Origin of the sequence: Mesorhizobium sp. M1328 (genome assembly GCF_040318075.1) — a bacterium.
In the GTDB taxonomy this organism is placed as follows: domain Bacteria; phylum Pseudomonadota; class Alphaproteobacteria; order Rhizobiales; family Rhizobiaceae; genus Mesorhizobium.
On record NZ_JAMYLO010000022.1, the window covers coordinates 87,666 to 112,667 of the forward strand.

Below are 25,002 nucleotides of genomic sequence, written 5' to 3' on the forward strand. Positions count from 1 at the left end.
ATCAAATCAGCAGCAGGCCCTTCATGCTGGAGTGGCCTTTCCTGCCGATGATGATGTGGTCGTGAACGGCAATGCCCAGCGGTTTGGCCGTCTCGATGATCAGCTTGGTCATCTCGATGTCGGCGCGCGACGGCGTCGGGTCTCCCGACGGGTGGTTATGCGCCAGAATGATCGCCGTAGCGGAGAGCTCCAAAGCGCGCCTGACCACCTCGCGCGGATAGACCGGTGTGTGGTCGACCGTGCCGACCTGCTGCACTTCGTCGGCGATCAGCGCGTTTTTCTTGTCGAGGAACAGGATGCGGAACTGCTCGCGCTCCTCGAAGGCCATCACCGACCGGCAGTATTCGAGAACCTGCGTCCAGGTCGACAACAGCTCGCGGCCGGCGATCTCGCCGCGCGCCATGCGCTGCGCCGTTGCCGCAACCACCTTGAGGTCGAGCGCCACCGCCGGGCCGATGCCCTTCACCTCCTGCAGGCGCTCGACGGGCGCGCCGAGGACCTCGGGGAGGGTGTTGGGACCGGCGGCGAAGCGCTCGCGCAAGCGGTCGCGATGGCCGAGATAATGCGGCTTGTCGGCGGCCACCGCCTTGGCGGGCGATCGCACCGGCCTTTCGGGAAAGAAGGCCCGCTCGTCGTCGTCACCGTTCATGGCTGCCCCACCCAGCATTTGCCGGGCACGGTAACGCCCGATCTGCCAGACACTAGGCCCGCAGGCCGGGGCGGTCGAGGTTTTTTGGCGACAGCGTGAAGATCTCGCAGCCGCTCTCGGTGACGCCGATCGTGTGCTCGTACTGCGCCGACAGCGAACGGTCGCGCGTCACCGCGGTCCAGCCGTCCGACAGCACTTTTACATGCGGCCGACCGAGATTGATCATCGGCTCGACGGTGAAGATCATCCCCGGCCGCATCTCGACCCCTTCGCTGGCGCTGCCGTAATGCAGGATGTTCGGCGCGTCGTGAAACAGCCGGCCGACCCCGTGGCCGCAGAAATCGCGCACTACCGAGCAACGCTCGGCTTCGGCGTAGGTCTGGATGGCGGCGCCGATGGCGCCGGTGCGGGCGCCCGGCTTGATTGCCGCGATGCCGCGCATCAGGCACTCGTACGTGACTTCAAGCAGCCGCTCCGCGGCACGCTTGATCGTGCCCACCGGATACATGCGCGAGGAGTCGCCATGCCAGCCGTCGAGGATATAGGTGACGTCGATATTGACGATGTCGCCATCCTTCAACGGCTTGCTGTCGGGTATGCCGTGACAGACGACGTGGTTGATCGAGGTGCAGGATGATTTCGTGTAGCCGCGGTAGTTGAGCGTCGCCGGAAGCGCGCCATGGTCCATGCCGAACTCGAAGACGAAGCGATCGATCGCTTCGGTGGTGACGCCGGGCGCCACCATCGTCACCAGTTCGTCGAGGCAGCGCGCGGTGAGATCGCAAGCCTTGCGCATGCCGACAAAACCTTCCTCGTCGTAAAGACGGATCTGGCCGGTGTTTCTGAGCGGTGCCGTGGCGGCGTCGAGATAGGTGACCATTTTTATCCGTCTTGCAGAGATGCGAGGCTGGATGAGCCTCCGCGAGAGAAATCTCCCCAGATTTGGCACTGGAAAGCGCAAGGTTCAAGGACGAACTGCCGGCGACGGCCGAAGACCGGCGATATTCACGCCCTGGGGGCATTCTCCTTGCGTGTAGCGGCCCATGCTTCCGCCGGGTTCATTGGCTACCGTAGTGACGACACATTTCTAGGCGAGAAGCGGCCCAAGCATTAAGCCGCCACGGCAATTTTTTTGCGACGAACGGCGTTGCTGCGGGGGCGTCGGTTCGGGAGACATCGAATGGACAGACTGCAATTCGAGGTGCCGGTGCGGATCGCGCCTGTGCCCGGCCAGCCGGTCGAGGAAATCTATAGTGTCGAGCAGGCGCTCGATTTCCTGCAAACGTGGCCGGTTCGCCGGAAGGGGCCAACCTACCAGGCCGCGTTCAACGCCTGTTTTGGTGCCACGGTGGACATCGTCGAGACCGAAGACGCATGGCGGGCCTTCATGGCCTTTTGCCGGGTGAGCGGCCTGCTTGCCAGGGACATGATGGTTCCACGCAAGCGCGGCGGCGAGGCGAGGGGACTGCGGGCGTAGGAAGCGTTCGACACAATCTTCAGTCTGTCTTCGCGCCTTCTTGCCGACATCCCCATCAGAGTAGCGGGTCCAGCAAAGCTTGCGCAGCATCACGCTGGCGATAGACATATGCCAAGTTGAAATTGCTGGTACGCCCAAGGGGAATCGAACCCCTGTTACCGCCGTGAAAGGGCGGTGTCCTGACCGCTAGACGATGGGCGCGCTCAGATGTGAGCGCTTATAGTTGCGTCGCGACAAACCGGCAACCCGTCTGCCGCCGGCTGCGACAACTTTTTTCCTTTGGCTCCAAACTGCGTCTTTCCGACAGCCAAGCTGGTTTTGCGGCATGATGCAACGCCGCCGAGGGGGCCTTCGCAGTGCCCGAAGAACCTCGCCCTAGCCGCGCCTGCGGCAGCGCCAGTTCCAGTCGCGCTCCGGTCCGACATCGACGTGAACGGATTCGGTGTGGCAGTAGGTACCGACGCCGCCGCGGCCCGGCATGGTGCGGAGGTAGCTCGCCAGTTCCCATTTCGAGACGCCGGGGACCTGGATGTCGGCGGCGGCGCAGTACATGTGCAGCGAGTTCTTGGCACCATTGGCGCGGCGGTTGCGGGCCGGATCGCGATAGCCGGAGGTGACCGTCATCTTGCGGCCGTAGTGACCTTCGATCGTCTTCAGCACGCGAACCAGCGACGGCTTCAAGCAGGCGACGTCGACGCTTTCGTTCTGTTTCAGGAGACCGTTGGGCGCCAGCCGGGCGAGGCCGGCGGCGGAGGCGACCTGGTAGGCGCCACCCGAACCTTCGTCTTCGTTGAGATCGACATCACTCTCATCGTCGAGGCCGGATTTGCGCTTGATCTCGAACAGCGCCGTCTGGCGCACACCGGGCAGCGCATCGGCCGTGAAGTGGCTGGTATCGCCTGTCGACACCAGCTGCACCGGCTTTTCAGCCGGGTTGGCCGAGGCCAGGGTAACGGTGGGTTTTGCCGCGGGCGTCGCCTTGGCCTGCATGACCGTTGGTTGCCCGCCTGATCTGCTGTTGGCCGGCGATGCTGCTGCCGAAGCGGGGGTGGCGCTGAACAGCGAGGCCAGGAAGTTTTTCTTCGGTGCGTAGGCCTGTGGCTGCGGCATCTCGCCGGCGGTCACATAGACCGGGTTGTTCATCGCCGGCGCGGCGGCCTTAGCGTCGGGCTTCGATGCGCCGGCACTGTTCTGTGCCACGGCCGGATCGGCCGTCTGGGCGTTTGGATGCAGCGGTTGCGGCGTGTGTCCCGCGATCGTCTCGGCTGCCGTGGGAACGGCGATCGGGAAGCCGGCATCGGGCTTGGCCCCTGGCTTGGCCAATGGCACATAGGCGACCTGCCCGGGAAGGTTGGCGTCGCCCTCTGCATTCATCGTCATTTGTGCGGTTGTCATCTGCGACGATGACGCGGCCGTGCTGGCCTGGGGCGCACCGGCGGCCGTGCTGATTTCGGTAGTCGAGGTATTATAGCCTGGCATGCCGACCGACATGGTCGGGTCGCCGGCAGAGGTGCAGGACGCCAGGAGCACCGAGAAAAGCGCCGCCACAATGGCGCGGCTTTCTCCCTTCGCGAGGCGCGATCCTGCTGATCTCAAAACAAAATTCCCCCTCGATATCCGACCGGTTCGTCATTGGCGCGGCGTCGAAACGTCTCGTCGAAATGACCCTTGTTCCCCGAACCGGAAACGAGACCTGTGTCAAATCTGCAAGCCTCAAAGTAATTTGGCGGCTAGAGGATGAATCAAGGCTGCTCAGGGTTGACGGCACCATTTCGCCCGCTTTTGGCGGCGCGTCAACTCACCACACATTACAGATGGTTACACGCGCACCTTGACATAGGTGCCGGGGGCTTCGCCTAGAACTTGCATATGCTCGCCCGGTTTGCGGGCCGGTACGCGGGTATTGTCCCTGGCTTCGATCCAGCGTTGCCAGTGCGGCCACCAGGAACCGGGATGGTCGGTGGCCCCGGCGAGCCATTGGTCGAAGTCGCCGGCCGGCTTGCCGCCGGTCCAGTAGTGATATTTCTGCGCCGCCGGCGGATTGACGACCCCGGCGATGTGGCCGGAGCCGGCCATGACGTAGTCGACCTCGCCGCCGAAATATTTAGAGCCGAGGAATACCGAAAGCGCCGGCGCGATGTGGTCCTCCTTAGAGGCGAGGTTGTAGACCGGAATGGTAACGTCCTTCAGCGAAACCGTGCGGCCAGCCAGTTCCATCGTGCCTTGGGAAAGCCTGTTCTCGAGATAGCAATTGCGCAAATAGAAAGAATGGTTGGCAGCGCCCATGCGGGTCGAATCGGCATTCCAGTAGAGCAGGTCGAAGGGCAGGGGATCCTTGCCGCGCATGTAGTTGTTGACGACATAGGGCCAGATCAGGTCGCCCGAGCGCAGCATGTTGAAGGCGGTCGCCATCTTGGTGCCGTCGAGATAGCCTTTCTCGTTCATCGCCTTTTCGACGGCCGCGACCTGCTCCTCGTCGACAAACACTTTTAGATCGCCGGCATAGGTGAAATCGACCTGGGTGGTGAAGAAGGTGGCGGATTTGATGCGGTGGTCGCCTTCCTGCGCCATCAGAGCCAGGGCCGCCGCCAGAAGCGTGCCGCCGACGCAATAGCCAACGGCGTTGACTTGCCTTTCGCCGGTGGCCTTTTCGATCGTGTCGAGGCCGTATTGCAGGCCCTCTCGGATGTAGGCCTCCCAACTCTTGGCGCCGTGCCGCTCGTCCGGGTTGATCCACGAGATGACGAAGACGGTGTGGCCTTGCTCGACTGCCCAACGAATGAAGGATTTTTGCGGATTGAGGTCGAGAATGTAGTATTTGTTGATCCATGGCGGGCAGATCAGCAGCGGCCGCTTGAGCACGGTCTCGGTCGCAGGATCGTATTGCAGGATTTCGGCGACGTCGCTGCGGCCGACCACCTTGCCGGGCGTGGTTGCGAGATTCTTGCCAATCTCGAAGGGTGAATAATCGGCCTGCCGCAGCTTCAGGTCGCCCTTGCCGGCGGCAATGTCCTCGGCCAGCATTTTCATGCCGCGCACCAGGTTTTCGCCGTTCGAGGCGACGGTCTCGCGGAACAATTCCGGATTGGTCAGGATGAAATTCGACGGCGAGATGGCGTTGGATACCTGCCTGACGTAAAAGCTGGCCTTGTGGCGGGTGTGTTCGTCCAGGCCGTCGGCGTGCTCAACCAGTTCGGCCGCCCAGCGCGAGGTGACCAGATACGCCTGTTTCAGAAAATCGAAGAAGGCGTTGCGGCCCCATTCGGGGTCCTGGAAACGCTTGTCGCCGCGCTCGGGTCTGACCGCATCTTCGGCGTCCTCGGCGCCGGCGCTGAGGCGCTGGATGGAGTTGGCCCAGACGGTCATGTAGCCCGAAAACAGCCGCGTTTGCGCCTCCAGCGCGCGCTGCGGGTCGGAGAGCCAGTACTCGGTGAGCTTGGAGAAGGTCTTCACCATGTCGACGACCGGCTCGGCGACGTGATCGCGCACCTCGCCCTTTTCCCGCGGCTCGGCCCATGCCGAGGCGGCTTTGCCGGCCTGCTCGATCATGCGGGCCATGTTCAGAGCGAAGCGTTCCGGGTCCTTCACCAGATATTGCTCGACGGTCGAAGGTTGGTCATCTTCCGCTTTGCCCGAATCGGGTGTTTTGGACATGGTTCGCGGGGTTCCTCCCGAAGCGTTTTGTTGACATATTACCATGGGATATCGGACAGGGTCCAATGTGCTCTAACCCGGCCGCCAGGAAAACAATATGACGATTAATATTGGCAAGAACGTTTTTTCCGGCACTGGTCGTTTTTGCCGCATGGGGCTCGTCCTGTTGGCGATGGCCGGCTGCACGAGCAGCAACATAGAAGGTGCGGCGCCCGCCACCGGCCTTGTCGGCGCGAAGGACACCGGTTCCTACCCGAACCTGAACATCCGGCCGCAGGTGGCGGCCGAGCAATTCACCGACGAGGAAAAGAACGCCAAGCTCGCCCAGTTGAAGGCCGAGGAGCAGAGCCAGGCCGCGAAGGGCGGCGGCGTCAAGGTCGCGGACCAGGCAGCGCTGGACCAGCTGGCAAAAAAACACGGCGCCGAGGCGCTGAAGCAGATCGAAGGCAAATGCGACCCCGCTCTCGACCCTAATTGCAAATAAGCTTATACGCGCGACCGCAACCTCACTGTCTGGAACTGCCATGGAAGAATTTCACAAGGTCCGCCGGCTTCCGCCCTATGTCTTCGAACAGGTCAACCGGCTGAAGGCAAGCGCCCGTTCGCGCGGCGCCGACATCGTCGACCTTGGCATGGGCAATCCGGACCTGCCGACGCCCAAGGCCATCGTCGACAAATTATGCGAGGTGGTGCGCGATCCGCGCACGCACCGATATTCGTCGTCGCGCGGCATTCCGGGTCTGCGCCGTGCCCAGGCCAACTACTATGCCCGCCGCTTCGGCGTGAAGCTCGACCCGGACAGCCAGGTGGTGGCGACGCTCGGCTCGAAGGAGGGCTTCGCCAATATGGCGCAGGCGATCACCGCCCCCGGCGACGTGATCCTGTGCCCCAATCCGACCTATCCGATCCACGCCTTCGGCTTCATTATGTCGGGCGGCGTCATCCGCTCGCTGCAGGTCGAGCCGGACGACGGCTTCATCCCGGCATTGGAGCGCGGCATCCGCCATTCGATCCCGAAGCCGCTGGCACTGATCCTCAATTATCCGTCCAACCCGACGGCACTGGTCGCTTCGCTCGATTTCTATAAGGAGGTGGTGGCCTTCGCGAGGAAGAACGACATCATCATCCTGTCGGATCTTGCCTATTCGGAGATCTATTTCGACGGCAATCCGCCGCCTTCGGTGCTGCAGGTGCCGGGCGCCATAGACGTCGCGGTCGAGTTCACCTCGATGTCGAAGACCTTTTCGATGCCGGGCTGGCGCATGGGTTTTGCGGTCGGCAATGAACGGCTGATCTCGGCGCTGACGCGCGTGAAATCCTATCTCGACTACGGCGCCTTCACGCCGATCCAGGTGGCGGCGGCGCATGCACTTAATGGCGACGGCGCCGACATCGCCGAAGTGCGCGACGTCTACCGCAAACGCCGCGATGTCATGGTCGACGCATTCAGCCGCGCCGGCTGGACCATTCCGGCACCGGCGGCATCGATGTTCGCCTGGGCGCCGATCCCGGAACCGTTCAAGCACCTCGGCTCGCTCGAATTCTCCAAGCTCCTGATCGAGCACGCCGACGTCGCGGTGGCGCCGGGCGTCGGCTTCGGCGAGCATGGCGACGATCACGTGCGCATCGCGCTGGTCGAAAACGAGCACCGGATCCGGCAAGCGGCGCGCAACATCAAGCGCTTCCTCGCGTCCAGCGCCAAGCAGCCGAATAACGTCGTACCGCTCGCCGCGCATCGCTGATTTTTTACACATCAATCGACCGAATGGGGCGTCGCCGGACATGGCTGAAGCGTTGCGTGTTGGAATTGCCGGCCTGGGCACCGTCGGTGCGTCGGTGGCCCGCGTGCTGCGCGACAAGGCGGCCGAACTGACGCGGCAGTGCGGACGCGACATCGTCGTGTCGGCGGTTTCGGCCCGCGATCCCAAACGCGACCGCGGCGTTGATCTTGGCACAGCACAGTGGTTCGACGACGCCGTCAAGATGGCGCAGACCGCCGAGATAGATGTCTTCGTCGAGCTGATCGGCGGCGACGAAGGCCCGTCACGCTCGTCCGTCAAAGCGGCGCTCGAGGCCGGCCGCCATGTCGTCACCGCCAACAAGGCGTTGCTTGCCAAGCACGGGGTGGCATTGGCCGAGATCGCCGAGAGGAAAGGCGTGCTGCTCAATTACGAGGCGGCGGTGGCCGGCGGCATTCCGGTCATCAAGACAATGCGCGAGGCGATGGCCGGCAATTCGGTGACCCGCGTTTTCGGCATCCTCAACGGTACCTGCAACTATATTCTGACGCGCATGGAAGCCGAGGGCCTGTCCTTTGATGCCTGCCTGAAGGATGCGCAACGGCTGGGCTATGCCGAAGCCGACCCGACCTTCGACATCGAGGGCCACGACACCGCGCACAAGCTGTCGATCCTGACCAGCCTTGCCTTCGGCACGAGGATCGCCGCCAACGATATTTACATGGAAGGCATCTCCAACATCAGCCAGGCCGACATCCGCGCGGCCGGCGATCTCGGCTACCGGATCAAGCTGCTTGGCGTCGCCCAACGCACCGAAAGCGGCATCGAGCAGCGCGTGCACCCGACCATGGTGCCGACGGCCTCGGTCATCGCGCAGGTGCACGGCGTCACCAACGCGGTCGCGATAGAAACCGACATCCTCGGCGAATTGCTGCTTTCCGGCCCTGGCGCCGGCGGCAACGCCACCGCGTCGGCGGTGATCGGCGACATTGCCGACATCGCCAAGAGCCGGCCTGGCTTCCAGCATGGTCCGGTCTTCGGCCGGCCGGCGAAGGAATTGAAGCCCTACAAGAAGGCGCAGATGCGCAGCCATGCCGGCGGTTATTTCATCCGGCTGACCGTGCACGACCGCCTCGGCGTTTTCGCGGCAATAGCCAAGCGCATGGCCGACAACGACATTTCGCTGGAATCGATCGTCCAGCATGCCGCTGGGCCGGAAACCGAGGCACAGAAGACCGTCATCCTGGTGACCCACGAGACGACCGAGGCGGCGGTGCGCAAGGCCGTCGACGGCATCACCAGGGACAGGCTTCTGACCGACAAGCCGCAAGTCATCCGCATCGAGCGGGCCGGATAGTAGTCTCACATTTTGCGTTTAATCGATTGATATTGCTGCGCTTTCAAAAAGGTCCAGCGCAGGTCTTGCTGTTGTCACGGGGCTTTGACACAAGAAGCGCGTCTCCGGCGGGAGGCTAATGCATGTCGCCCAAAAGTGTGCGGCGGTTTTGGAACAACGACATGCATAAAAACAAAGTGCCAACGAGGATTGTCCATCGATGAATGTGGCCCAGAACATTGTCGCCGGCCTCGACCGGATACTGACCATGGAATTGGTGCGCGTCACCGAACGCGCCGCGGTCGCGGCCGCCAGATTGCGCGGACGCGGCGACGAGAAAGCCGCTGACCAGGTTGCGGTCGATGCCATGCGGCAGGAGCTCAACCGTCTTGCCATCAACGGCACGGTGGTGATCGGCGAGGGCGAGCGCGACGAGGCGCCGATGCTCTATATCGGCGAGGAGGTCGGTACCCGAAAAGGCCCGGCTGTCGACATCGCGCTCGATCCGCTGGAAGGCACGACGATCTGCGCTAAGAACCTGCCCAACGCATTGGCCGTTATTGCCATTGCCGAAAAAGGCAGCCTTTTGTTCGCGCCGGACGTCTATATGGACAAGATCGCGATCGGCCCGGGCTATGCCGACGGCATCATCGACATCGATGCCTCGCCGGCCGAAAACATCGCCAGCCTGGCCAAGGCCAAGGGCGTGCCGGTGGCGGAGATCACCGCCTGTATTCTCGACCGGCCACGCCATGGCGCGTTGATCGAAGCCGTGCGGGCGACCGGAGCCGCAATCCGTCTGATCGGCGACGGTGATGTCGCCGGGGTCATCCACACCACCGACCCGGACGAGACCGGCATCGACATCTATCTCGGCACCGGAGGCGCGCCGGAAGGCGTGCTCGCAGCTGCCGCCTTGCGCTGCACCGGTGGCCAGATGCAGGGCAGGTTGATGCTCGACACGCCGGAAAAGCTGGTGCGCGCCGCCAAGATGGGCATCTCCGACCCCAAACGGATCTACCACACGCAAGACATGGCACGCGGCGACGTGCTGTTTGCCGCGACCGGCGTGACCGACGGCAATATGCTGGCCGGCGTCAAGTTCGGCCGCAATTTCATCACCACGCATACGATCGTGCTGCGCTCGTCATCGCGGACCGTGCGCGAGATCAAGGCCAGGCACCAGGATCTGGAAAAGTTTTGATTTCGACTCAGTTAGCCGTTGCATATTGTGCGCAATGACAAATTGCAGACGGCGCGTCACGTGACGGGGGAAAGACGCTTTTTCCTCGATGTCAGGCAATCGGCCACCGGCGTTTCCTGGGAACACCGGCTGACCGAGCGCCAGGACATGGCTGCGCTCGCCATCGCGCAAGGTTATGGCGTGCCCGATATCGTGGCGCGCGTGCTGGCCGGGCGCGGCGTCACCGCCGAGCAGACCGAGCGGTTTCTGGATCCGACCATCCGCAACCTGCTGCCCGACCCGGCATCGCTGACCGACATGGACAAGGCGGCCTCTCGCATCGCCCAGGCGGTGATGGCCAGGGAAAAGGTGGCGATCTTTGGCGACTACGATGTCGACGGCGCCGCCTCGTCGGCGCTGCTCAAGCGCTTCCTCGCACATTTCTCGGTGCCGTCGGAGATTTATATACCGGACCGCATCTTCGAGGGTTACGGCCCCAATCCGGAAGCGATGCGCGAACTCGTCTCGCGCGGCGCGACGCTGATCGTCACCGTCGATTGCGGCACCAATAGTGCTGCTTCCATCGACGCGGCGAAGGCCGCCGGCGCCGACGTCGTGGTGCTCGATCACCATCAGGTCGGCGGGCCGTTGCCGGGGGCGGCTGCGGTCGTCAACCCAAATCGCGAGGACGACCTTTCCGGCCAGGGCCATCTTTGTGCCGCCGGCGTCGTCTTCCTTTGCCTGGTGCAGACCGCGAAGATCCTCCGCAGCCGCTTGCCGGATGCCGCACCGCCGGACCTGCTTGCCCTGCTCGACCTGGTGGCGCTGGGCACAGTCTGCGACGTGGTGCCGCTCACCGGCGTCAACCGCGCCTTCGTGGTCAAGGGGCTGCAGGTGGCGCGGCAGCAGAGAAACGAAGGGCTGGCGGCGCTGGCGCGGGTCTCGCGTATAGGCGAGCCGATCAGCACGTTCCATCTGGCCTTTCTGATCGGTCCGCGCATCAACGCCGGCGGGCGCATCGGCGACGCAGCACTTGGCAGCCGCCTGCTTGCAACCGACGACCCGGTCGAAGCCCGCACCATCGCCGAGACGCTGGATCGGCTCAACCAGGAGCGGCAATCCATGGAGCAGGAGATGCTGGCCGCGGCGCGCTCAGAGGCCGACGCGGAGCTTGCCGGCGGCAATGGTCCGGCCATCGTGGTCACAGCCAGCAGCAACTGGCATCCGGGCATTGTCGGCCTGCTTGCCTCACGGCTCAAGGACCATGCAAGACGGCCGGCCTTTGCCATCGCCTTCAACGCCAATGGTGTCGGTACGGGGTCAGGCCGTTCGGTGTCGGGCTTCGACCTCGGCCGGCTGGTGCGCGAGGCTGCCGATGCTGGGCTGATCGTCAAGGGCGGCGGCCACGGAATGGCGGCCGGCATCACTGTCGAGCGGGCGAAGCTCGGCGAACTCAGGGCTTTCTTCGAAGAGCGCGCGGCTGTGGATGTGTTCCGCCTGCAAGGCGAGGAGAGCCTGGCGATCGACGGCGCGCTTGCCGCCGAGGGCGCGACGCTTGCGCTGCTCGATGCGCTTGAGAGGGCAGGGCCGTTCGGCGCAGGGCACGTCGCGCCGGTGTTCGCGCTGCCGCGCCACCGGCTTGTCGATGCGCGGGCGGTCGGCAGCAACCACATCCGCGCCGAACTGCAGTCGGAAAGCGGCGGCCGCATCCAGGCGATCGCCTTTCGCGCCATCGACACGGCTCTTGGCGAATTCCTGTTCAAGAACAGGGGCAAGCCGGTGCATGTAGCCGGCTCACTGTCGGGCAACCACTGGAACGGCAACCGCACGGTGCAATTTCGTATCGTCGACGCGGCGCTTGCCTGAGAGCTCGCTGACCGCTCTGCCTAAGCGAGGACGGTCTGCAGCCGGGTCAGATCGCCGATCTGCGCCATCGTTGCCTGGTAGCCGATACGGATCGCTTCGTCGGCGCGGTGGAATTCGGTCAGGCCGATATGGCTGAGCTTCGGCTGCAGCGATATGTCCGGCGGGTCACCGGCCAGCCTGGCGCGCGAGATGCGGTCTTGGATGATGTTGAAGGCTTCGACCATGACGCCGGTAATGCCGAGCCGCGTCTCGCGCGACTGACGTTCGGGATCGGCGTGGCCGGCCCGCGGCGCGTCTTTCTCGATGACCAGCTCGCCGGCACTGTGCTTGATCACCGCGGCGCGGCCGAACAGATCGTAGTGAAGGTTCACCGCAACCACGAGCGGCTGCTCGTAGGCACGGCAGACCGAGACCGGCACCGGATTGACCAGGGCGCCGTCAACCAGCACACGCCCATTGCAGGCGACCGGCTCGAACACGCCGGGCAGCGCGTAGGAGGCGCGCATGGCGGTGCTCAACGAGCCGCTCGACAGCCAGATCTCATGGCCGGTGCGGATTTCCGAAGCGACGCAGACGAATGGTTTTGGCAGGTCCTCGAAGCGGATGCCGGCTATGTGCTCGCGCAGCCGCGCATCGAGCTTCATGCCACCGAACAGGCCGCTGCCGCGTAGATTGAGGTCGAGAAGACCAAAAATGCGCCGCCTGGTCAGGCTGCGCGCGAATTCTTCCAGCTCGTCGAGCTTGCCGGCAACATAGCAGCCGCCGACCAGCGCGCCGATCGAGGTGCCGGCGATCATCGACACTTCGATGCCGGCTTCGTCAAGCGCGCGCAGCACGCCGATATGCGCCCAGCCGCGCGCACAGCCGCCACCCAATGCCAGCGAAATCCCTGTTTTGCCCGGGGATTTGGTTTCGGATGCGCCCGCGGCCGAGGAGAGGCCATTGGCCTCCCGAACGTCAGGTCTGTTGCGCAATGACGCCCAGTCGAGCATCACAATCTCCCTTGTCCCACGGTCATCCTACAGGCGGGCCGTATCGAAATCATGAATATACGTGGCTGAAGTGCTGCGAATGGTTCATATTGATGGTGTATCGGGCTTTCGATAGGTTTTTTCCGCATCGAACAGCGGCTTGCTGCCGTCGCTGGCAAGCGTCCCTTTGCCATCGCTCAGCCCCACCGTCCGATAAAAGCATGAACGTCGGCCGGTGTGACAAGTTGCTTCGTGACCCTGCACTTTGACGCGCAACCATATCGCGTCCTGGTCACAATCCGTGAGCATCTCGACGACCTGCTGGACATTGCCAGAGGTCTCGCCCTTCTTCCACAGCGCATTGCGCGAACGCGACCAGTAGTGCGCGACGCCGGTCTCGAGGGTTAGCGCCAGCGCCTCGGCATTCATATGCGCGACCATCAGCAGCATGCCGTCTTCGGCATCGGTGACGACGACGGTGACGAGGCCCCCGGAATCGAAGCGCGGTGAAAGGACCCTGCCTTCCTCAAGCGCCTTTTTGTCTGTTGGAGCTTTCGGGAATTCCAATGCCGACATTCGCCGGTCCTTATCTAGCGAAGCCGGCAGGCCGATCAGATCCTGCCGCCGCGCACCATGGTAACGAAGCGGACCTGCTCTTCGGGTGTGTCCTTGAAGACGCCGGTGAAGGTCGAGGTCAGCGTGGTCGAGCCCTGCTTGCGGATGCCGCGCATGGCCATGCACATATGCTCGGCCTCAAGCATGACCGCGACGCCGCGCGGATTGAGTACGTCCTGGATGACGCCGGCAATCTGCGCGGTCATCGCTTCCTGGGTCTGCAGGCGATGGGCGAAGATGTCGACGACGCGGGCGATCTTGGACAGGCCGACAACCTTGCCGTCAGGCAGATAGCCGACATGCGCCTTGCCGATGATCGGCACCATGTGATGCTCGCAATGCGAGTGGAAGGATATGTCCTTGACGAGGACGAGGTCGTCATAACCAGCGACTTCCTCGAACGTGCGGCCAAGTTCCTCGGCTGGGCACATATCATAGCCGTTGAACATTTCGCCGAACGCCTTGGTGACGCGCTTCGGCGTGTCGATCAGGCCCTCGCGGTCCGGATTGTCGCCGGTCCAGCGCAACAAGGTGCGCACCGCGGCTTCGACTTCGGCCTCGCTCGGCCGGTCGGTGACCGGCTTTTCCATATAGGCAGACCGCGGCATGAGTTTCTTGATAACGGCGTCCATAAAGGCGTCTCCCGTAGTTCCTCTCTCAGGAGGAACGAGTTGAACGGACCACGACCTTTCGGGTGTTAGAAACTCGCCCGGTTTCCAGCCCGTAAGTGGCGTGAACAGAATTGGGCATGACGAGGTTTGTGGTCGCCTTGTCGATACCCGACTACCGCCATTATATATGTTCGTACCGAGCGAAAGGAAGACGCCAGAGCGGCAATGACTGTTCGCTGGGCGGCGACGGATTGGAAAAATATGATCGACGATGTCTACAATGCGAAAATTCTGGGTTTTGCCGGAAACATCGCACGGATCGGCCGGCTCGACCGGCCCGACGCAACCGCACGAGCACATTCCAAGCTGTGCGGCTCGACGGTGACCGTCGATCTGAAGATGGATGACGGCGTCGTCAGCGATTTCGCGCATGACGTGAAGGCCTGTGCGCTTGGCCAGGCGTCGTCTTCGATCATGGCGCAGCATGTCGTCGGCGCCAGCGCCGAAGAATTACGCAGCGTGCGCGAGACGATGCTGAAGATGCTGAAGGAAAATGGCCCGCCGCCCGAAGGCCGCTTCGCCGACCTGAAATACCTGGAACCGGTGCGCGACTACAAGGCGCGCCACGCCTCGACCATGCTGACCTTTGACGCAGTGGTCGATGCCATAGGCCAGATCGAGAAGAAGCGGGCGGAAGAGGCGGCTTAAACCTTGGCGAGAAAACGCCGGCTTTCGGCGAATTCCGCCCGGACCCAGTCGGCAAAAGCCCTGGCCGGCTCTGAAAGGTCATTCAGCCTTCTGGCCACTAGCCAATAGGCGCCCGACGCGACGTCGATGTCGAAAGGCTTGATCAGCGCGCCGGACGCAAGTTCTTCGCCGATCTGCAAAAGATCGGCCAGCGCGACACCATGTCCAAGCAAGGCTGCCTGCTTCGAAAGCGAAGCATCCGCGAGCATCGGGCCGCGCGCAGGCACGGCATCAGCCGTCACGCCCGCCGCTTCGAACCAGCGCGCCCAAGCCTGACGGTTTTCTTAGTGCAGCAATGTATAGCGACCAAGGTCGATCGGCTTTTCCAGAGCTGGGCCGGATGCAAGAAGTGCCGGCGACAGAACCGGGGAATCGACGACCGCGGCAAGCTGTTCGGCTTCGCTGCGTGGCCATGAGGTGGCGTGCGCACTGAAGCGTAGGGCAAGTTCGGGCTGATCGCTGCGAAACTCTATCAACCTCGGGTTGACCTCAAGGGAAACGTCGATATCGGGTCGCAACTCGCGAAAGCGGTTGAGCCGCGGCACCAGCCATACGGATGCAAGCGATGGCTCGACGCTGACACGGACCACGGACTGCGTCGGGGCCGCCGTCAATTCCGAAAGCAGCCTGTCGATGCCCTCGAAACTTCTGACCAACTGGTCGAGCAGCCGCCGGCCGGTGTCGGTCAACTCGACGCGGCGATGATGGCGGAAGAATAACGGTTGGCGCAGGAAGGCTTCGAGCTCGCGGATCTGGCGGCTGATCGCTGCCTGCGAGACGTAAAGCTCCTCGGCCGCACGGCTGAAGCTCAGGTGACGACCGGCTGCTTCGAAGCTTCTGAGAGCCGTCAGGGGCAGGTGTCCACGCTTCACTCGCATAACTCAGAGTTATCTGACGTGGACGTTATACTCGTTTGAAGAGCAAGGCCAGCGGGGCTCTAATCAGTGCTCAAGGAGTGCTGCCATAATCCAGTTTCTCAACATTCTGGGCGACGTTGTGCGGATCGCGACGTTTCAATGGCACGACGAGAAACCGCGTAGGGATTGGTGCGAGGAGAGGCGGCCGACCAGCGTCGCCGTATGTCGGAAGCCGACGCCCGACCGCTACCCGGTTCGCCGTACCAGGCCATGACGGGATTGCCAGACGGCATTGCGTTCCTGGCCCGATGCGCACATCTATCGTAGGGAAAACGCGATGTGGAGACTGCGGTGGTTGGCCAACATCGGCATGCGCACGGCGCCAGGCCGATTCGACAAGGACGCAACTGGCCCGGCCCATGGCGCAAGACGCCAGGCCGCGTCGTCGGCACGGCGCTCGTCCGGTTCTACCAGTTGACGCTGTCCGGCTTCGTCGGCAATTCCTGCCGGCATCTGCCGACCTGTTCCGAATACGCGCACGAAGCGATCGCCCGCCACGGGCTGTGGGCCGGCGGCTGGATGGGGTTTTTCCGGGTGCTGCGCTGCGGACCGTTCGGAACGCACGGCATCGACCGCGTGCCTAAGGTGCTGGCGGATCGCTACCTCTGGTTCACGCCATGGCGGTACTGGCTGATCGGGAAAAAACGTAGCGACCTGGACAGCTGACCGCAACTGTTCAGTGCACAACCGGACCGCTTTTACGATTTGGTAGGGTTAACCGCAGCTTGCGCAGACATCGCGCATTTGAGACAAAATCGAGACAAGACACCTCACTAAGCCGCTCCTGACACCCTTCAGGAGAGATTACCAAATGCGCCGGATAGATCGTCTTCCTTTCGTTTTCGCCGTGGTTCTCTATGTCCTGGCGTGGCTGTTGGGTTTTCCGATCCGTGCGCAGTCGGCGCCCCTCGGGGACGTCGAATGCACGCTGATCGTCGACGCCGCCAGCGGCGAGACGCTGTATCGCCAAGGGACCTGCGACCAGCGCTTCAGCCCCGCCTCGACATTCAAGGTTCCGCTGGCGCTGATCGGCTACGATGCTGGAATCCTGAGCGACGAGCACACGCCAAGCTGGGAGTACAAGGCAGAGTTCAATGCGCCGAAACGGGACCGCAAGACCGTCGACCCGACGATCTGGGAAAGGGATTCGGTCCTTTGGTTCTCACGCGAGGTTACACGCCGGCTCGGCAGCAAACAGTTTGCCAGCTATGTGTCCAGATTGGACTATGGCAACACCGACGTCTCCGGCAATTCCGGCAAGAATGACGGCCTCACCCATTCCTGGGTGAACTCTTCGCTTGAGATATCGCCGGTCGAACAGGTCGATTTTCTGCGTAAGCTGCTGGCGCGGAAACTGCCGGTCTCGGACAACGCCGATGCGATGACCAGCGCGATTGTCCCGACCTTCCGGGTAGGCGGCTGGACGGTGCAGGGCAAGACTGGAACGACCAAGCTCGGCGACAGCGCCGACAAGCGCTCGCTTGGCTGGTTTGTCGGCTGGGCGCAGACCGATGCCCGCAAGATCGTCTTTGCCCGCCTGGTAGTCGATACGAAACGTTCCGACACGCCAAAGGGGCTCAAGACGCGGGCGATGTTCCTGAAAGAGCTGCCGAATCTCCTCAGGTGACCTACATCCGGCTTTACGGCGCCGAGAACTGTCCATAAAAGACCGCTCGCCGCCGGACGCATCCGGCTCTTACTGATGCATGTCTTAGCCCCAAAAACCGCTAAGCAGTTTTGGGCGACATGCATTTCACCACCCGCGCTCGTTTGCGGGACTGGATAGGAGAATTTTATGCTGAATTCCGTTTCCCTGACATTTCCCGATGGCTCCATCCGCGACTACGACGCGGCGATGACCGGCGCCGGCCTGGCGGAATCGATCTCGAAGTCGCTGGCCAAGAAGGCCGTTGCCTATTCGATCGACGGCACAGTGCGCGACCTTTCCGACCCGATCGGCAAATCGGGCAAAGTCGAGATCATCACCCGCGAGGACCCGCGCGCGCTGGAGCTCATCCGCCACGATGCGGCGCATGTGCTGGCCGAAGCCGTGCAGGAACTTTGGCCGGGAACGCAGGTGACCATCGGACCGGTGATCGAGAACGGATTCTACTACGATTTTGCCCGCAACGAGCCGTTCACGCCCGACGATTTCCCGGTGATCGAGAAGAAGATGCGCGAGATCATTGCGCGCAACAAGCCGTTCACCAAAGAGGTCTGGTCGCGTGAGAAGGCGAAAAGGATCTTTGCCGACAAGGGCGAACGCTACAAGCTCGAGCTGATCGACGCCATCGCCGAGGATCAGGATCTCAAGATCTATGCACAGGGCGACTGGTTCGACCTTTGCCGCGGCCCGCATATGGCCTCGACCGGCCAGATCGGCAACGCCTTCAAGCTGATGAAGGTCGCCGGCGCCTATTGGCGCGGCGATAGCAACAATCCGATGCTGACGCGCATCTACGGCACGGCCTGGGCCGATCAGGCGCAGCTCGAAGCCTATCAGACGATGCTGGAGGAAGCCGAGAAGCGCGACCACAGGAAGCTCGGCCGTGAGATGGACCTGTTCCACTTCCAGGAGGAGGGCCCCGGGGTCGTGTTCTGGCATGCCAAGGGCTGGAGGATGTTCCAGAACCTGGTCAATTACATGCGTCGCCGCCTCGACGAGCAGGGCTATCAGGAAGTCAACGCACCACAGGTGCTCGACAAGAGCCTGTGGGAGACGTCAGGCCACTGGGGCTGGTACCGGGACAACATGTTCAAGGTGACGGTTGCTGGCGACGACACCGACGACGACCGGGTGTTTGCGCTGAAGCCGATGAACTGCCCCGGCCACGTCCAAATCTTCAAGCACGGGCTGAAGTCCTACCGCGATCTCCCGGTAAAACTTGCGGAATTCGGCAATGTGCATCGCTATGAGCCGTCCGGCGCGCTGCACGGGCTGATGCGCGTGCGCGGCTTTACCCAGGACGATGCCCACATCTTCTGCACCGAGGAACAACTCGCCGACGAGTGCATCAAGATCAACGACCTGATCCTGTCGACCTATGCCGATTTCGGCTTCGACGAAATCACCGTCAAGCTGGCGACCCGCCCTGAAAAACGGGTCGGCACCGACGCGATGTGGGATCATGCCGAGGGCGTGCTGCAGGATGTGCTCGACAAGATCGCGGCGCGGTCGGGCAACCGGATCAAGACGGGCGTCAATCCGGGTGAGGGCACGTTCTACGGGCCGAAGTTCGAATATGTGCTGAAGGACGCCATCGGCCGCGACTGGCAATGCGGCACCACGCAGGTTGATTTCAACCTGCCGGAACGGTTCGGCGCCTTCTACATCGGCTCGGATTCGGAAAAGAAGCAGCCGGTGATGGTGCATCGCGCAATCTGCGGCTCGATGGAGCGGTTTCTCGGCATCCTGATCGAGAATTATTCCGGCCATTTCCCGCTGTGGTTCGCGCCGCTGCAGGTGGTGGTGGCGACAATCACTTCCGATGCCGACGATTACGCGCAAAAGGTCGTCGCGCAGCTGAAGGCGGCCGGGCTGATCGCCGAAGCCGACCTGCGCAACGAGAAGATCAACTATAAGGTTCGCGAGCATTCGCTTGCCAAGGTCCCGGTCATCCTCGTTTGCGGCAAGCGGGAGGCCGAGGAACAAACGGTCAATGTCCGCCGTCTCGGGTCGCGCGATCAGGAATCGCTCGGCCTCGCAGCCGCCGTAAAGCTGCTTGCCGACGAGGCGGTGACACCCGACCGCAAGCGCCGCGCGGCCTGAACCAGCCGACCAGCAATGAATGGCGGTGGAGCGATCCACCGCCATTTTCATATGCCTGTCACGCCAATTGTATAGCGAGCCCCATGCTCAAGCTGAAGATGCGTGAAAGACCATTTCCAGAGCTCTCCTATGCCAGTCCGCATCAGCCGGCGCTGACGCGCTGGTTCATCCAATCGGTCGAAGGCCTGTCTGGACGCGATCGTTTCGCGGCACTTTATGATTTCTGGCGCCGGCACGTGGTGCCGAGCGGCGAGCGCGTGTTCAGCCGCATGCTGGAGCTGATCGATGTCCGGGTGCGGACCGCCGGTCAATGGCCGCCGGCAAACCTGCCCGACACGCCGCTGGTGATCGTTGCCAACCATCCGTTCGGCATCGGCGATGGTATTGCCGTGCTGTCGCTGGCGGAGCAACTCGGCCGGCCGTTCCGCGTCATGATCCACAAGGATCTGCTCAAGATCCGCGAGATGGAGCCCTATTCGCTGCCGATCGACTTTTCCGAGACCAAGGACGCGCTGAAGAACAACATGGCGGTCCGCCATGAAGCGGTGCGGCTGCTCAAGCAGGGCGTCAGCATCGTTGTCTTCCCGGCCGGCGGCGTGGCTACCGCGCCGAAGGGATTTGGCTGGGCGCGCGATTTGCCGTGGAAGATGTTTCCGGCCCGTCTCGTCCAGGATGCCAAGGCATCGGTCATCCCGATGCATTTTTCCGGCCAGAACGGTCGGCTGTTCCATCTGGTCAGCGGGCCGATGAACATGGCCGAGCGCGACGGGCGTGTCGCGAAATTCGTCGGCAAGGCCTCGCTGACGCTGCGCACATCGCTGCTCATCCGTGAATTTGCGCGCCTATCCGGCAAATCGATCGACGTGCGCGTGGGCGATGCGCTGGGGTGGGACGAACTGGAGCCGCTGCGCGACCGCAAGGCCTTGCTCGACCGCCTTCAGCGCGGGGTCTTCGACCTGGCGCCGGCCGAGGCGCGTGGCCGCGTGTCGTTGCTGGCGCGACGCATGGGCAAAGCAGCCTAGAGGGGCGCGGCTTAGTCGGCGCCTTCCTCGGAATCGATAGCGGAAGCCTCGGTGGCCAGAACTTCGATATCCTGGTTGTGCCCCGCCACCACCGTAAAATCCTTCTGGTAGATGCGGTCGCGGTTCTTGGCGATGATGGTGTAGTCGCCCTCGGCCAGCACCATCGAGGCAAAGGCGCCGACGGTTTCCTTGATAGGATCGCCGGACTCGTTGAGCAGCGACCAGGAGGTGTCGGCGATCGCCTCGCCGCCTGGTTCGCGCACCAGCTTCATGGTCATCTCGGCGGCACGGTGCTCGACCGTCGCTTCGGTCAGCTTGCCGGCCTCGACGCGGATGTCGGAGCGGATGACCGCGTTCACCGCACCATAGGTCGACACGACATGGTAGGTGCCGGCATTGAGCCGCACCACGCTGTTCGGCTCGACATCGGGTATGATCAGCGCACGATCGCCATCGGCCGCGGCGTGGCTCTCATAAATCGAGAAGCGCAGCTTCTTCGGCGGTATGCGTACCCCGCCGGACAGAACGGCATCGAGCTTGAGGCCGCCGGCATCGAGCACGAGGCTTTCGCGCTTGGCTTCCTTGCCGACAGTGATGCGCTTGGTGGCGCCGGCCCGCCCGTAGGAGGCGTGGACCAGATAGGAACCCGGCTCAAGCTGGAATACGGCGGTGCCGCCATGAGCGGAGGCGACCATCGGCAGCTTGCCGTCGCTGGCCGATTCGGGCTTGAAGACGCGCCAGACGATGCCGCGCGTGATGTCGGCGCCCTTGTCGGTCAATTGCGCCGACAGCGTGATTGCCCCGCTGCTCCCCAACGCCAGCGATGTCTCGCTTTTCGGAGGCGCATAGCCCGAAATTCCGGGAAGTTTCAGCTCGCCGAGGCCGTCCACATCCTGGGCGACGGCGAGCGAAACCGGCACCATCAACAGTGCGGCAGCGAGCCATATCAGGAAAAGACGCAATGTCCCCTCAAACATGCCTTGCGTTGAAGCCCAAGGCGGTGGCAATTTCAAGGCTTAAGAGTCCGGTCGGCTTCTGCTACAGGGCTCTTTGTCCGGCGCGCCGCGCCAATGCCCAAGCCGCCCGATGTCCCGATGGTGCGCTTCAGCTCAAATTCCAGGAGACTTGCGCCCATGGCGTCGCCGATCATCGATCTTCTGCTGACCCGAAATTCCGCGCCGATCCCGGATTTGAAAGAACCGGCGCCGAGCGATACGGAGATCGCGACGATGATCGCCGCCGCCTCACGGGTGCCGGACCATGGCCGGCTGGAGCCTTGGCGTTTCATCCTTTATCGCGGCGAGGCTCGCATCGAGATCGGCAAGAAGCTGGCAGAACTTGCCGAACAGCGCGAAGGGCCGCTGCCGGAAGGCCGGCGCAACCAGGAATTGGCGCGCTTTTCACGGGCCCCGCTGGTCATCGGCGTGATCTCGATCCCCAGGGAAAATCCAAAGATCCCGCAATGGGAGATGTTCCTGTCCGGCGGCATGGCGGCGATGAACCTGATGCTTGCCGCCAATGCGCTGGGCTACGGCACCAACATGATCAGCAACTGGTATTCCGACGTGCCGGAGGGCAGGGCGATCCTCGGCTTGGCGCCGCATGAGCGGGTCGTCGGTTTCGTCCATATCGGCTCCTATCAGGGGCCAGCGCCGGAACGGCCGCGGCCAGATCCGGCAAAGCTCTATGCCGACTATTCGGGGCCGTGGGTGGGATAATTTCGGAGCGGAACAGACCCCTAAGGATCAAGCCCCGATGCCTTGGCTCGCGCCAGGAGCCGCTCTGCGAGCTTGAGATGCGGCCGGTCGTACATCTTGCCATCCATGCCGACGACGCCGGGATTTCCTGCCGCCTTGAACGCCTCGACGATCGCAAGGGCGCTTTTCACCGCTTGCGCCGAGGGCGTGAAGGCGGCGTTGATGACCGGCACCTGCGCCGGATGGATCGCCAGCTTGCCGGTGAAACCGTCGCGCTCGGCCTCGGCGCATTCGGCCTCGAAACCGGCCATGTTGCGAAAATCCGGAAAGACGGTGTCGATTGCGGCGACTTCCGCGGCACTTGCGGCGAGGATGGTCATGGTGCGGGCGAAGCGGAATACATCCGTGTAGCGGCCGTTCTCGTCGCGCGTCGCGCGCGCGCCGATTGCCGCCGACAAATCTTCCGCCCCCCAGGTGACGCCGACAAGCCGCGCGCTTGCACGGGCGTAGGTCGCTGCGGCCAAGACGCCTGCGGCCGTTTCTGTGATGATCGGCAGGATCTTTATAGCTCCATCCGGCAGGCCGCTTTCAGCTTCGTGCACCCTGAGCTTGGCCGAGAGATGCTGAACATCCAGTCCGCTGTTCGACTTAGGCAGCATGATGCCGTCTGGTTTTGCTGGCACGAGCGCCGCCAGATCGTCGTCGGTCAGTCCGGTCGAAAGGTCATTGACGCGCAGATAGATCACGGAGTTGGTTCGGTGCCTGTGCTCGGCGATGAAATGCGCCGCTGTGTCGCGCGCCAGACCCTTGTTCTGCGCGGCAATCGAATCCTCGAGATCGACGATGACCACGTCGGCGCCCACGCCAAAGGCCCTTTCCAGCTTCTTTTCCGAATCGCCGGGAACGAAGAGCAGGGAACGCATCGGCTATGCCTTTTTCATCATCATCGCTTGCCTCGTGCATTTGGCAACCAGGACGTCGTTCTGGTTATAGGCGCGATGCTCGAACTCGACGACGCCGCGGTCCGGCTTCGACCTGGATTCGCGCACCGAGACGACAGTGGTCTCGACGCGAATGGTGTCGCCATGGAAGACGGGGTGCGGAAACACCGTCTCCTTCATGCCGAGATTAGCGATGGTGGTGCCGACGGTGATGTCGTTGACCGAGATGCCGATCATCAGGCCAAGCGTGAACAGCGAATTGACCAGGGGCTTGCCCCATTCGCTCTTGGCGGCGAAGTCGAAATCGATGTGCAGCGGCTGCGGGTTCAGCGTCATCACCGAAAACAGCATGTTGTCGCTTTCGGTCACGGTCTTGCGCAGCGTGTGCTTGAACTCATGGCCGACAACGAACTCCTCCAGATAAAGTCCGGCCATTGTCGATCTCCTCCGCTGCTTAAGGGTTGATAGGCGTTGCAAACCGGGCTCGCAAGCCAGTTAACGAACATGGTGAACCGTTCGTAAACCATTTGTGCCTACGGTCTCCACAGGGGCCAGAAGCGTTCTGGCAAAGGGCGTAAGCAGGCGACATGGTCGTTTCGCATTTCCTGAAATGGATTCACACGGCGAAGGTGTCGGAGCGCGTTGCGGCGGCAAGCGCACTTGCCCGCGCCTATGTCGACTCGGACCTGCCTTTCGAGGACCGCTGCGCTGCGGAGGCGGCGCTGACGTTGCTGCTCGATGACGCATCGTCGAAGGTGCGACTGGCGATCGCCGACGCGCTTTCCATGAGCCATCATGCGCCGCCGCAGATCGTCAGCGCGCTGGCCTCGGACCAGCCGGAAGTCGCAGCCTTGGTGCTGGCGCGGTCGCCGCTGCTTACCGATGCCGACCTGATCGATCGGGTTGCCGGCGGCCAGAAAGCGACGCAGAAGGTGATCGCCGACCGGCCGCGCGTCTCAATGTCGGTTGCGGCGGCGATCGCCGAGATCGGCGAGCCGGAGGCCTGCGCCACGCTGCTCGCCAACAGCGGCGCCGACATCGCATCGATCAGCTTTCGGCGCATGGCCGAGCGGCACGGCCACCTGCCTCTGGTGCGCGAGGCGCTGATTGCCGACGTGCGCCTGCCCGCCGATTGCCGCCATTTGCTGCTGGTCAAAGTGGGCGAGACGCTCAAGGGCTCAGCGCTGGTGCTGGCGCTGATGGGCGCCGCCAGGGCCGAGCGCGTCACGCGCGATGCTTGCGTCAAGGCTTCGGTGACGCTGATCGAAGGCACGCGAGCAGAGGAACATACCGCACTTGTCGAACATCTGCGCCTGCGCGGCGACCTGACCGCAAGCTTCATCATCCGCACCATCGCGCACGGCAAGGTCGACTTCTTTGGCTCGGCGCTGGTCGCGCTCAGCCAGCAGTCCGAGCAACGGGTGAGGGCACTGCTGGCCGGCGGGCATGACATAGCGTTGCAGGCACTGTTCCGCAGCGCCGGGCTTGCCGCCGCCACCCACGCCATCATCCTGCGCGCGCTGAAGGTCTGGCGCGAGGTCGCCAATGGCAAACGCCTCGCCGGCGTCCAGGAAGTCAGCTGGCTGATGCTGAAGGAATTGGGAGGGCAGTCCGCCGAAGGCGATCTCGCCGGGCTGGTCAAATCGATCCACCTCGACGCGCTGCGCGAAAACGCACGCGGGCACGCGCTGGCGATCGCCGCTGCCTAGAGTCTTTCACGTTTTGACGGAAGCGTATCCGGCGTTTGCGAAGTAGTTTTTGCATTCGCCGGGTTCGATCGTCGCAACGAGGTGGCCGATGTGGCGCCA

General features: G+C 63.1%; 23 protein-coding genes, 1 tRNA gene and 1 pseudogene. 13 read left to right on the forward strand and 12 right to left on the reverse strand.

Features of this window, described 5'->3' with window-relative positions:
• Position 1: 1 nt before the first annotated feature.
• Together radC and map are read right to left on the reverse strand one after the other, a co-directional pair.
• Complete coding sequence (radC, locus tag NKH23_RS28550) at positions 2-667, reverse strand: RadC family protein (protein WP_502908404.1); 666 nt, start codon at positions 665-667, stop codon at positions 2-4.
• A 34-nt stretch (positions 668-701) separates the two neighbouring features.
• Complete coding sequence (gene map, locus NKH23_RS28555) at positions 702-1,529, reverse strand: type I methionyl aminopeptidase (protein WP_353026601.1); 828 nt, start codon at positions 1,527-1,529, stop codon at positions 702-704.
• A 300-nt stretch (positions 1,530-1,829) separates the two neighbouring features.
• Between map and NKH23_RS28560 the strand changes: the two genes are divergently transcribed.
• Positions 1,830-2,126 carry a DUF982 domain-containing protein gene (locus tag NKH23_RS28560; protein WP_023678889.1) on the forward strand — a complete coding sequence of 99 codons (297 nt, stop codon included), beginning with the start codon at positions 1,830-1,832 and terminating at the stop codon, positions 2,124-2,126.
• A 126-nt stretch (positions 2,127-2,252) separates the two neighbouring features.
• Here the strand turns inward: NKH23_RS28560 and NKH23_RS28565 are convergent.
• From NKH23_RS28565 to phaC, 3 genes are all read right to left on the reverse strand, one after another.
• Positions 2,253-2,327, reverse strand: a tRNA-Glu gene (locus tag NKH23_RS28565).
• A 174-nt stretch (positions 2,328-2,501) separates the two neighbouring features.
• Positions 2,502-3,617 carry a YcbK family protein gene (locus NKH23_RS28570; protein WP_353026639.1) on the reverse strand — a complete coding sequence of 372 codons (1,116 nt, stop codon included), beginning with the start codon at positions 3,615-3,617 and terminating at the stop codon, positions 2,502-2,504.
• Between the two features lie 327 nt (positions 3,618-3,944).
• Positions 3,945-5,780, reverse strand: a complete 1,836-nt coding sequence (phaC, locus tag NKH23_RS28575; RefSeq protein ID WP_353026599.1) for a class I poly(R)-hydroxyalkanoic acid synthase — start codon at positions 5,778-5,780, stop codon at positions 3,945-3,947.
• Between the two features lie 97 nt (positions 5,781-5,877).
• Between phaC and NKH23_RS28580 the strand changes: the two genes are divergently transcribed.
• From NKH23_RS28580 to recJ, 5 genes are all read left to right on the forward strand, one after another.
• Positions 5,878-6,264, forward strand: a complete 387-nt coding sequence (locus NKH23_RS28580; protein WP_353026597.1) for a hypothetical protein — start codon at positions 5,878-5,880, stop codon at positions 6,262-6,264.
• A gap of 40 nt (positions 6,265-6,304) precedes the next feature.
• On the forward strand, positions 6,305-7,522 hold the full coding sequence (locus NKH23_RS28585; protein WP_353026595.1) for an LL-diaminopimelate aminotransferase: 1,218 nt from the start codon (positions 6,305-6,307) through the stop codon (positions 7,520-7,522).
• A gap of 40 nt (positions 7,523-7,562) precedes the next feature.
• On the forward strand, positions 7,563-8,876 hold the full coding sequence (locus tag NKH23_RS28590; protein ID WP_352719223.1) for a homoserine dehydrogenase: 1,314 nt from the start codon (positions 7,563-7,565) through the stop codon (positions 8,874-8,876).
• 199 nt (positions 8,877-9,075) lie between these two features.
• Positions 9,076-10,059 carry a class II fructose-bisphosphatase gene (gene glpX / locus NKH23_RS28595; protein ID WP_352719224.1) on the forward strand — a complete coding sequence of 328 codons (984 nt, stop codon included), beginning with the start codon at positions 9,076-9,078 and terminating at the stop codon, positions 10,057-10,059.
• Positions 10,060-10,119: 60 nt separating this feature from the next.
• The gene (recJ, locus tag NKH23_RS28600) at positions 10,120-11,904 is read left to right on the forward strand and encodes a single-stranded-DNA-specific exonuclease RecJ (RefSeq protein WP_353026592.1); all 1,785 of its coding nucleotides are present in this window, start codon (positions 10,120-10,122) and stop codon (positions 11,902-11,904) included.
• 20 nt (positions 11,905-11,924) lie between these two features.
• Here recJ and NKH23_RS28605 read toward each other — a convergent pair whose 3' ends face one another.
• The 3 genes from NKH23_RS28605 to folE all read right to left on the reverse strand — a co-directional run bounded on the left by NKH23_RS28605 (position 11,925) and on the right by folE (position 14,122).
• Positions 11,925-12,896 (reverse strand): patatin family protein, encoded by a 972-nt coding sequence (locus tag NKH23_RS28605; protein WP_352466977.1) that lies wholly within the window; start codon positions 12,894-12,896, stop codon positions 11,925-11,927.
• A gap of 84 nt (positions 12,897-12,980) precedes the next feature.
• A complete protein-coding gene (gene hisI / locus NKH23_RS28610) occupies positions 12,981-13,451 on the reverse strand; it encodes a phosphoribosyl-AMP cyclohydrolase (RefSeq protein WP_353026590.1) in 471 nt (156 codons plus the stop codon).
• Between the two features lie 35 nt (positions 13,452-13,486).
• Positions 13,487-14,122 (reverse strand): GTP cyclohydrolase I FolE, encoded by a 636-nt coding sequence (gene folE / locus NKH23_RS28615; protein WP_352719227.1) that lies wholly within the window; start codon positions 14,120-14,122, stop codon positions 13,487-13,489.
• Between the two features lie 240 nt (positions 14,123-14,362).
• On the opposite strand from folE, the gene NKH23_RS28620 reads away from it, so the two are divergent.
• Complete coding sequence (locus tag NKH23_RS28620; RefSeq protein WP_023678879.1) at positions 14,363-14,809, forward strand: iron-sulfur cluster assembly scaffold protein; 447 nt, start codon at positions 14,363-14,365, stop codon at positions 14,807-14,809.
• On the opposite strand, the pseudogene NKH23_RS28625 reads toward NKH23_RS28620, so the two are convergent.
• Positions 14,806-15,720, reverse strand: a pseudogene (locus NKH23_RS28625) (LysR substrate-binding domain-containing protein). The gene NKH23_RS28620 and the pseudogene NKH23_RS28625 sit on opposite strands and share 4 nt — an antisense overlap.
• A 324-nt stretch (positions 15,721-16,044) precedes the next feature.
• Here NKH23_RS28625 and yidD point away from each other — a divergent pair.
• From yidD to NKH23_RS28645, 4 genes are all read left to right on the forward strand, one after another.
• Positions 16,045-16,431, forward strand: coding sequence for a membrane protein insertion efficiency factor YidD (yidD, locus tag NKH23_RS28630; protein ID WP_502912384.1), 387 nt, complete (start codon positions 16,045-16,047; stop codon positions 16,429-16,431).
• A 145-nt stretch (positions 16,432-16,576) separates the two neighbouring features.
• Complete coding sequence (gene blaOXA / locus NKH23_RS28635) at positions 16,577-17,392, forward strand: class D beta-lactamase (RefSeq protein ID WP_353026586.1); 816 nt, start codon at positions 16,577-16,579, stop codon at positions 17,390-17,392.
• 168 nt (positions 17,393-17,560) lie between these two features.
• On the forward strand, positions 17,561-19,534 hold the full coding sequence (gene thrS / locus NKH23_RS28640; RefSeq protein WP_353026584.1) for a threonine--tRNA ligase: 1,974 nt from the start codon (positions 17,561-17,563) through the stop codon (positions 19,532-19,534).
• An 83-nt stretch (positions 19,535-19,617) separates the two neighbouring features.
• The gene (locus NKH23_RS28645) at positions 19,618-20,556 is read left to right on the forward strand and encodes a lysophospholipid acyltransferase family protein (RefSeq protein WP_353035951.1); all 939 of its coding nucleotides are present in this window, start codon (positions 19,618-19,620) and stop codon (positions 20,554-20,556) included.
• An 11-nt stretch (positions 20,557-20,567) separates the two neighbouring features.
• On the opposite strand, the gene NKH23_RS28650 is transcribed toward NKH23_RS28645, so the two are convergent.
• The gene (locus NKH23_RS28650) at positions 20,568-21,533 is read right to left on the reverse strand and encodes an RgsD C-terminal domain-containing protein (RefSeq protein WP_352466968.1); all 966 of its coding nucleotides are present in this window, start codon (positions 21,531-21,533) and stop codon (positions 20,568-20,570) included.
• A 156-nt stretch (positions 21,534-21,689) separates the two neighbouring features.
• Here NKH23_RS28650 and NKH23_RS28655 point away from each other — a divergent pair, with 156 nt between their 5' ends.
• Positions 21,690-22,274, forward strand: a complete 585-nt coding sequence (locus tag NKH23_RS28655; RefSeq protein WP_352466967.1) for a nitroreductase family protein — start codon at positions 21,690-21,692, stop codon at positions 22,272-22,274.
• 20 nt (positions 22,275-22,294) lie between these two features.
• On the opposite strand, the gene NKH23_RS28660 is transcribed toward NKH23_RS28655, so the two are convergent.
• A complete protein-coding gene (locus NKH23_RS28660) occupies positions 22,295-23,176 on the reverse strand; it encodes an HpcH/HpaI aldolase/citrate lyase family protein (RefSeq protein ID WP_353027346.1) in 882 nt (293 codons plus the stop codon).
• 3 nt (positions 23,177-23,179) lie between these two features.
• On the reverse strand, positions 23,180-23,671 hold the full coding sequence (locus tag NKH23_RS28665; RefSeq protein WP_502908456.1) for a MaoC family dehydratase: 492 nt from the start codon (positions 23,669-23,671) through the stop codon (positions 23,180-23,182).
• A 110-nt stretch (positions 23,672-23,781) separates the two neighbouring features.
• On the opposite strand from NKH23_RS28665, the gene NKH23_RS28670 reads away from it, so the two are divergent.
• Positions 23,782-24,903, forward strand: a complete 1,122-nt coding sequence (locus NKH23_RS28670; RefSeq protein ID WP_352719236.1) for a DUF2336 domain-containing protein — start codon at positions 23,782-23,784, stop codon at positions 24,901-24,903.
• The last annotated feature ends 99 nt before the right edge of the window (positions 24,904-25,002 follow it).

Coding starts and splice junctions, on each gene's coding strand:
- radC (WP_502908404.1), bottom strand. CDS start 667: ATGCTGGGTGGGGCAGCCATGAACGGTGACGACGACGAGCGGGCCTTC.
- map (WP_353026601.1), bottom strand. CDS start 1,529: ATGGTCACCTATCTCGACGCCGCCACGGCACCGCTCAGAAACACCGGC.
- NKH23_RS28560 (WP_023678889.1), top strand. CDS start 1,830: ATGGACAGACTGCAATTCGAGGTGCCGGTGCGGATCGCGCCTGTGCCC.
- NKH23_RS28570 (WP_353026639.1), bottom strand. CDS start 3,617: ATGTCGGTCGGCATGCCAGGCTATAATACCTCGACTACCGAAATCAGC.
- phaC (WP_353026599.1), bottom strand. CDS start 5,780: ATGTCCAAAACACCCGATTCGGGCAAAGCGGAAGATGACCAACCTTCG.
- NKH23_RS28580 (WP_353026597.1), top strand. CDS start 5,878: ATGACGATTAATATTGGCAAGAACGTTTTTTCCGGCACTGGTCGTTTT.
- NKH23_RS28585 (WP_353026595.1), top strand. CDS start 6,305: ATGGAAGAATTTCACAAGGTCCGCCGGCTTCCGCCCTATGTCTTCGAA.
- NKH23_RS28590 (WP_352719223.1), top strand. CDS start 7,563: ATGGCTGAAGCGTTGCGTGTTGGAATTGCCGGCCTGGGCACCGTCGGT.
- glpX (WP_352719224.1), top strand. CDS start 9,076: ATGAATGTGGCCCAGAACATTGTCGCCGGCCTCGACCGGATACTGACC.
- NKH23_RS28605 (WP_352466977.1), bottom strand. CDS start 12,896: ATGCTCGACTGGGCGTCATTGCGCAACAGACCTGACGTTCGGGAGGCC.
- hisI (WP_353026590.1), bottom strand. CDS start 13,451: ATGTCGGCATTGGAATTCCCGAAAGCTCCAACAGACAAAAAGGCGCTT.
- folE (WP_352719227.1), bottom strand. CDS start 14,122: ATGGACGCCGTTATCAAGAAACTCATGCCGCGGTCTGCCTATATGGAA.
- NKH23_RS28620 (WP_023678879.1), top strand. CDS start 14,363: ATGATCGACGATGTCTACAATGCGAAAATTCTGGGTTTTGCCGGAAAC.
- blaOXA (WP_353026586.1), top strand. CDS start 16,577: ATGCGCCGGATAGATCGTCTTCCTTTCGTTTTCGCCGTGGTTCTCTAT.
- thrS (WP_353026584.1), top strand. CDS start 17,561: ATGCTGAATTCCGTTTCCCTGACATTTCCCGATGGCTCCATCCGCGAC.
- NKH23_RS28645 (WP_353035951.1), top strand. CDS start 19,618: ATGCTCAAGCTGAAGATGCGTGAAAGACCATTTCCAGAGCTCTCCTAT.
- NKH23_RS28650 (WP_352466968.1), bottom strand. CDS start 21,533: ATGTTTGAGGGGACATTGCGTCTTTTCCTGATATGGCTCGCTGCCGCA.
- NKH23_RS28655 (WP_352466967.1), top strand. CDS start 21,690: ATGGCGTCGCCGATCATCGATCTTCTGCTGACCCGAAATTCCGCGCCG.
- NKH23_RS28660 (WP_353027346.1), bottom strand. CDS start 23,176: ATGCGTTCCCTGCTCTTCGTTCCCGGCGATTCGGAAAAGAAGCTGGAA.
- NKH23_RS28670 (WP_352719236.1), top strand. CDS start 23,782: ATGGTCGTTTCGCATTTCCTGAAATGGATTCACACGGCGAAGGTGTCG.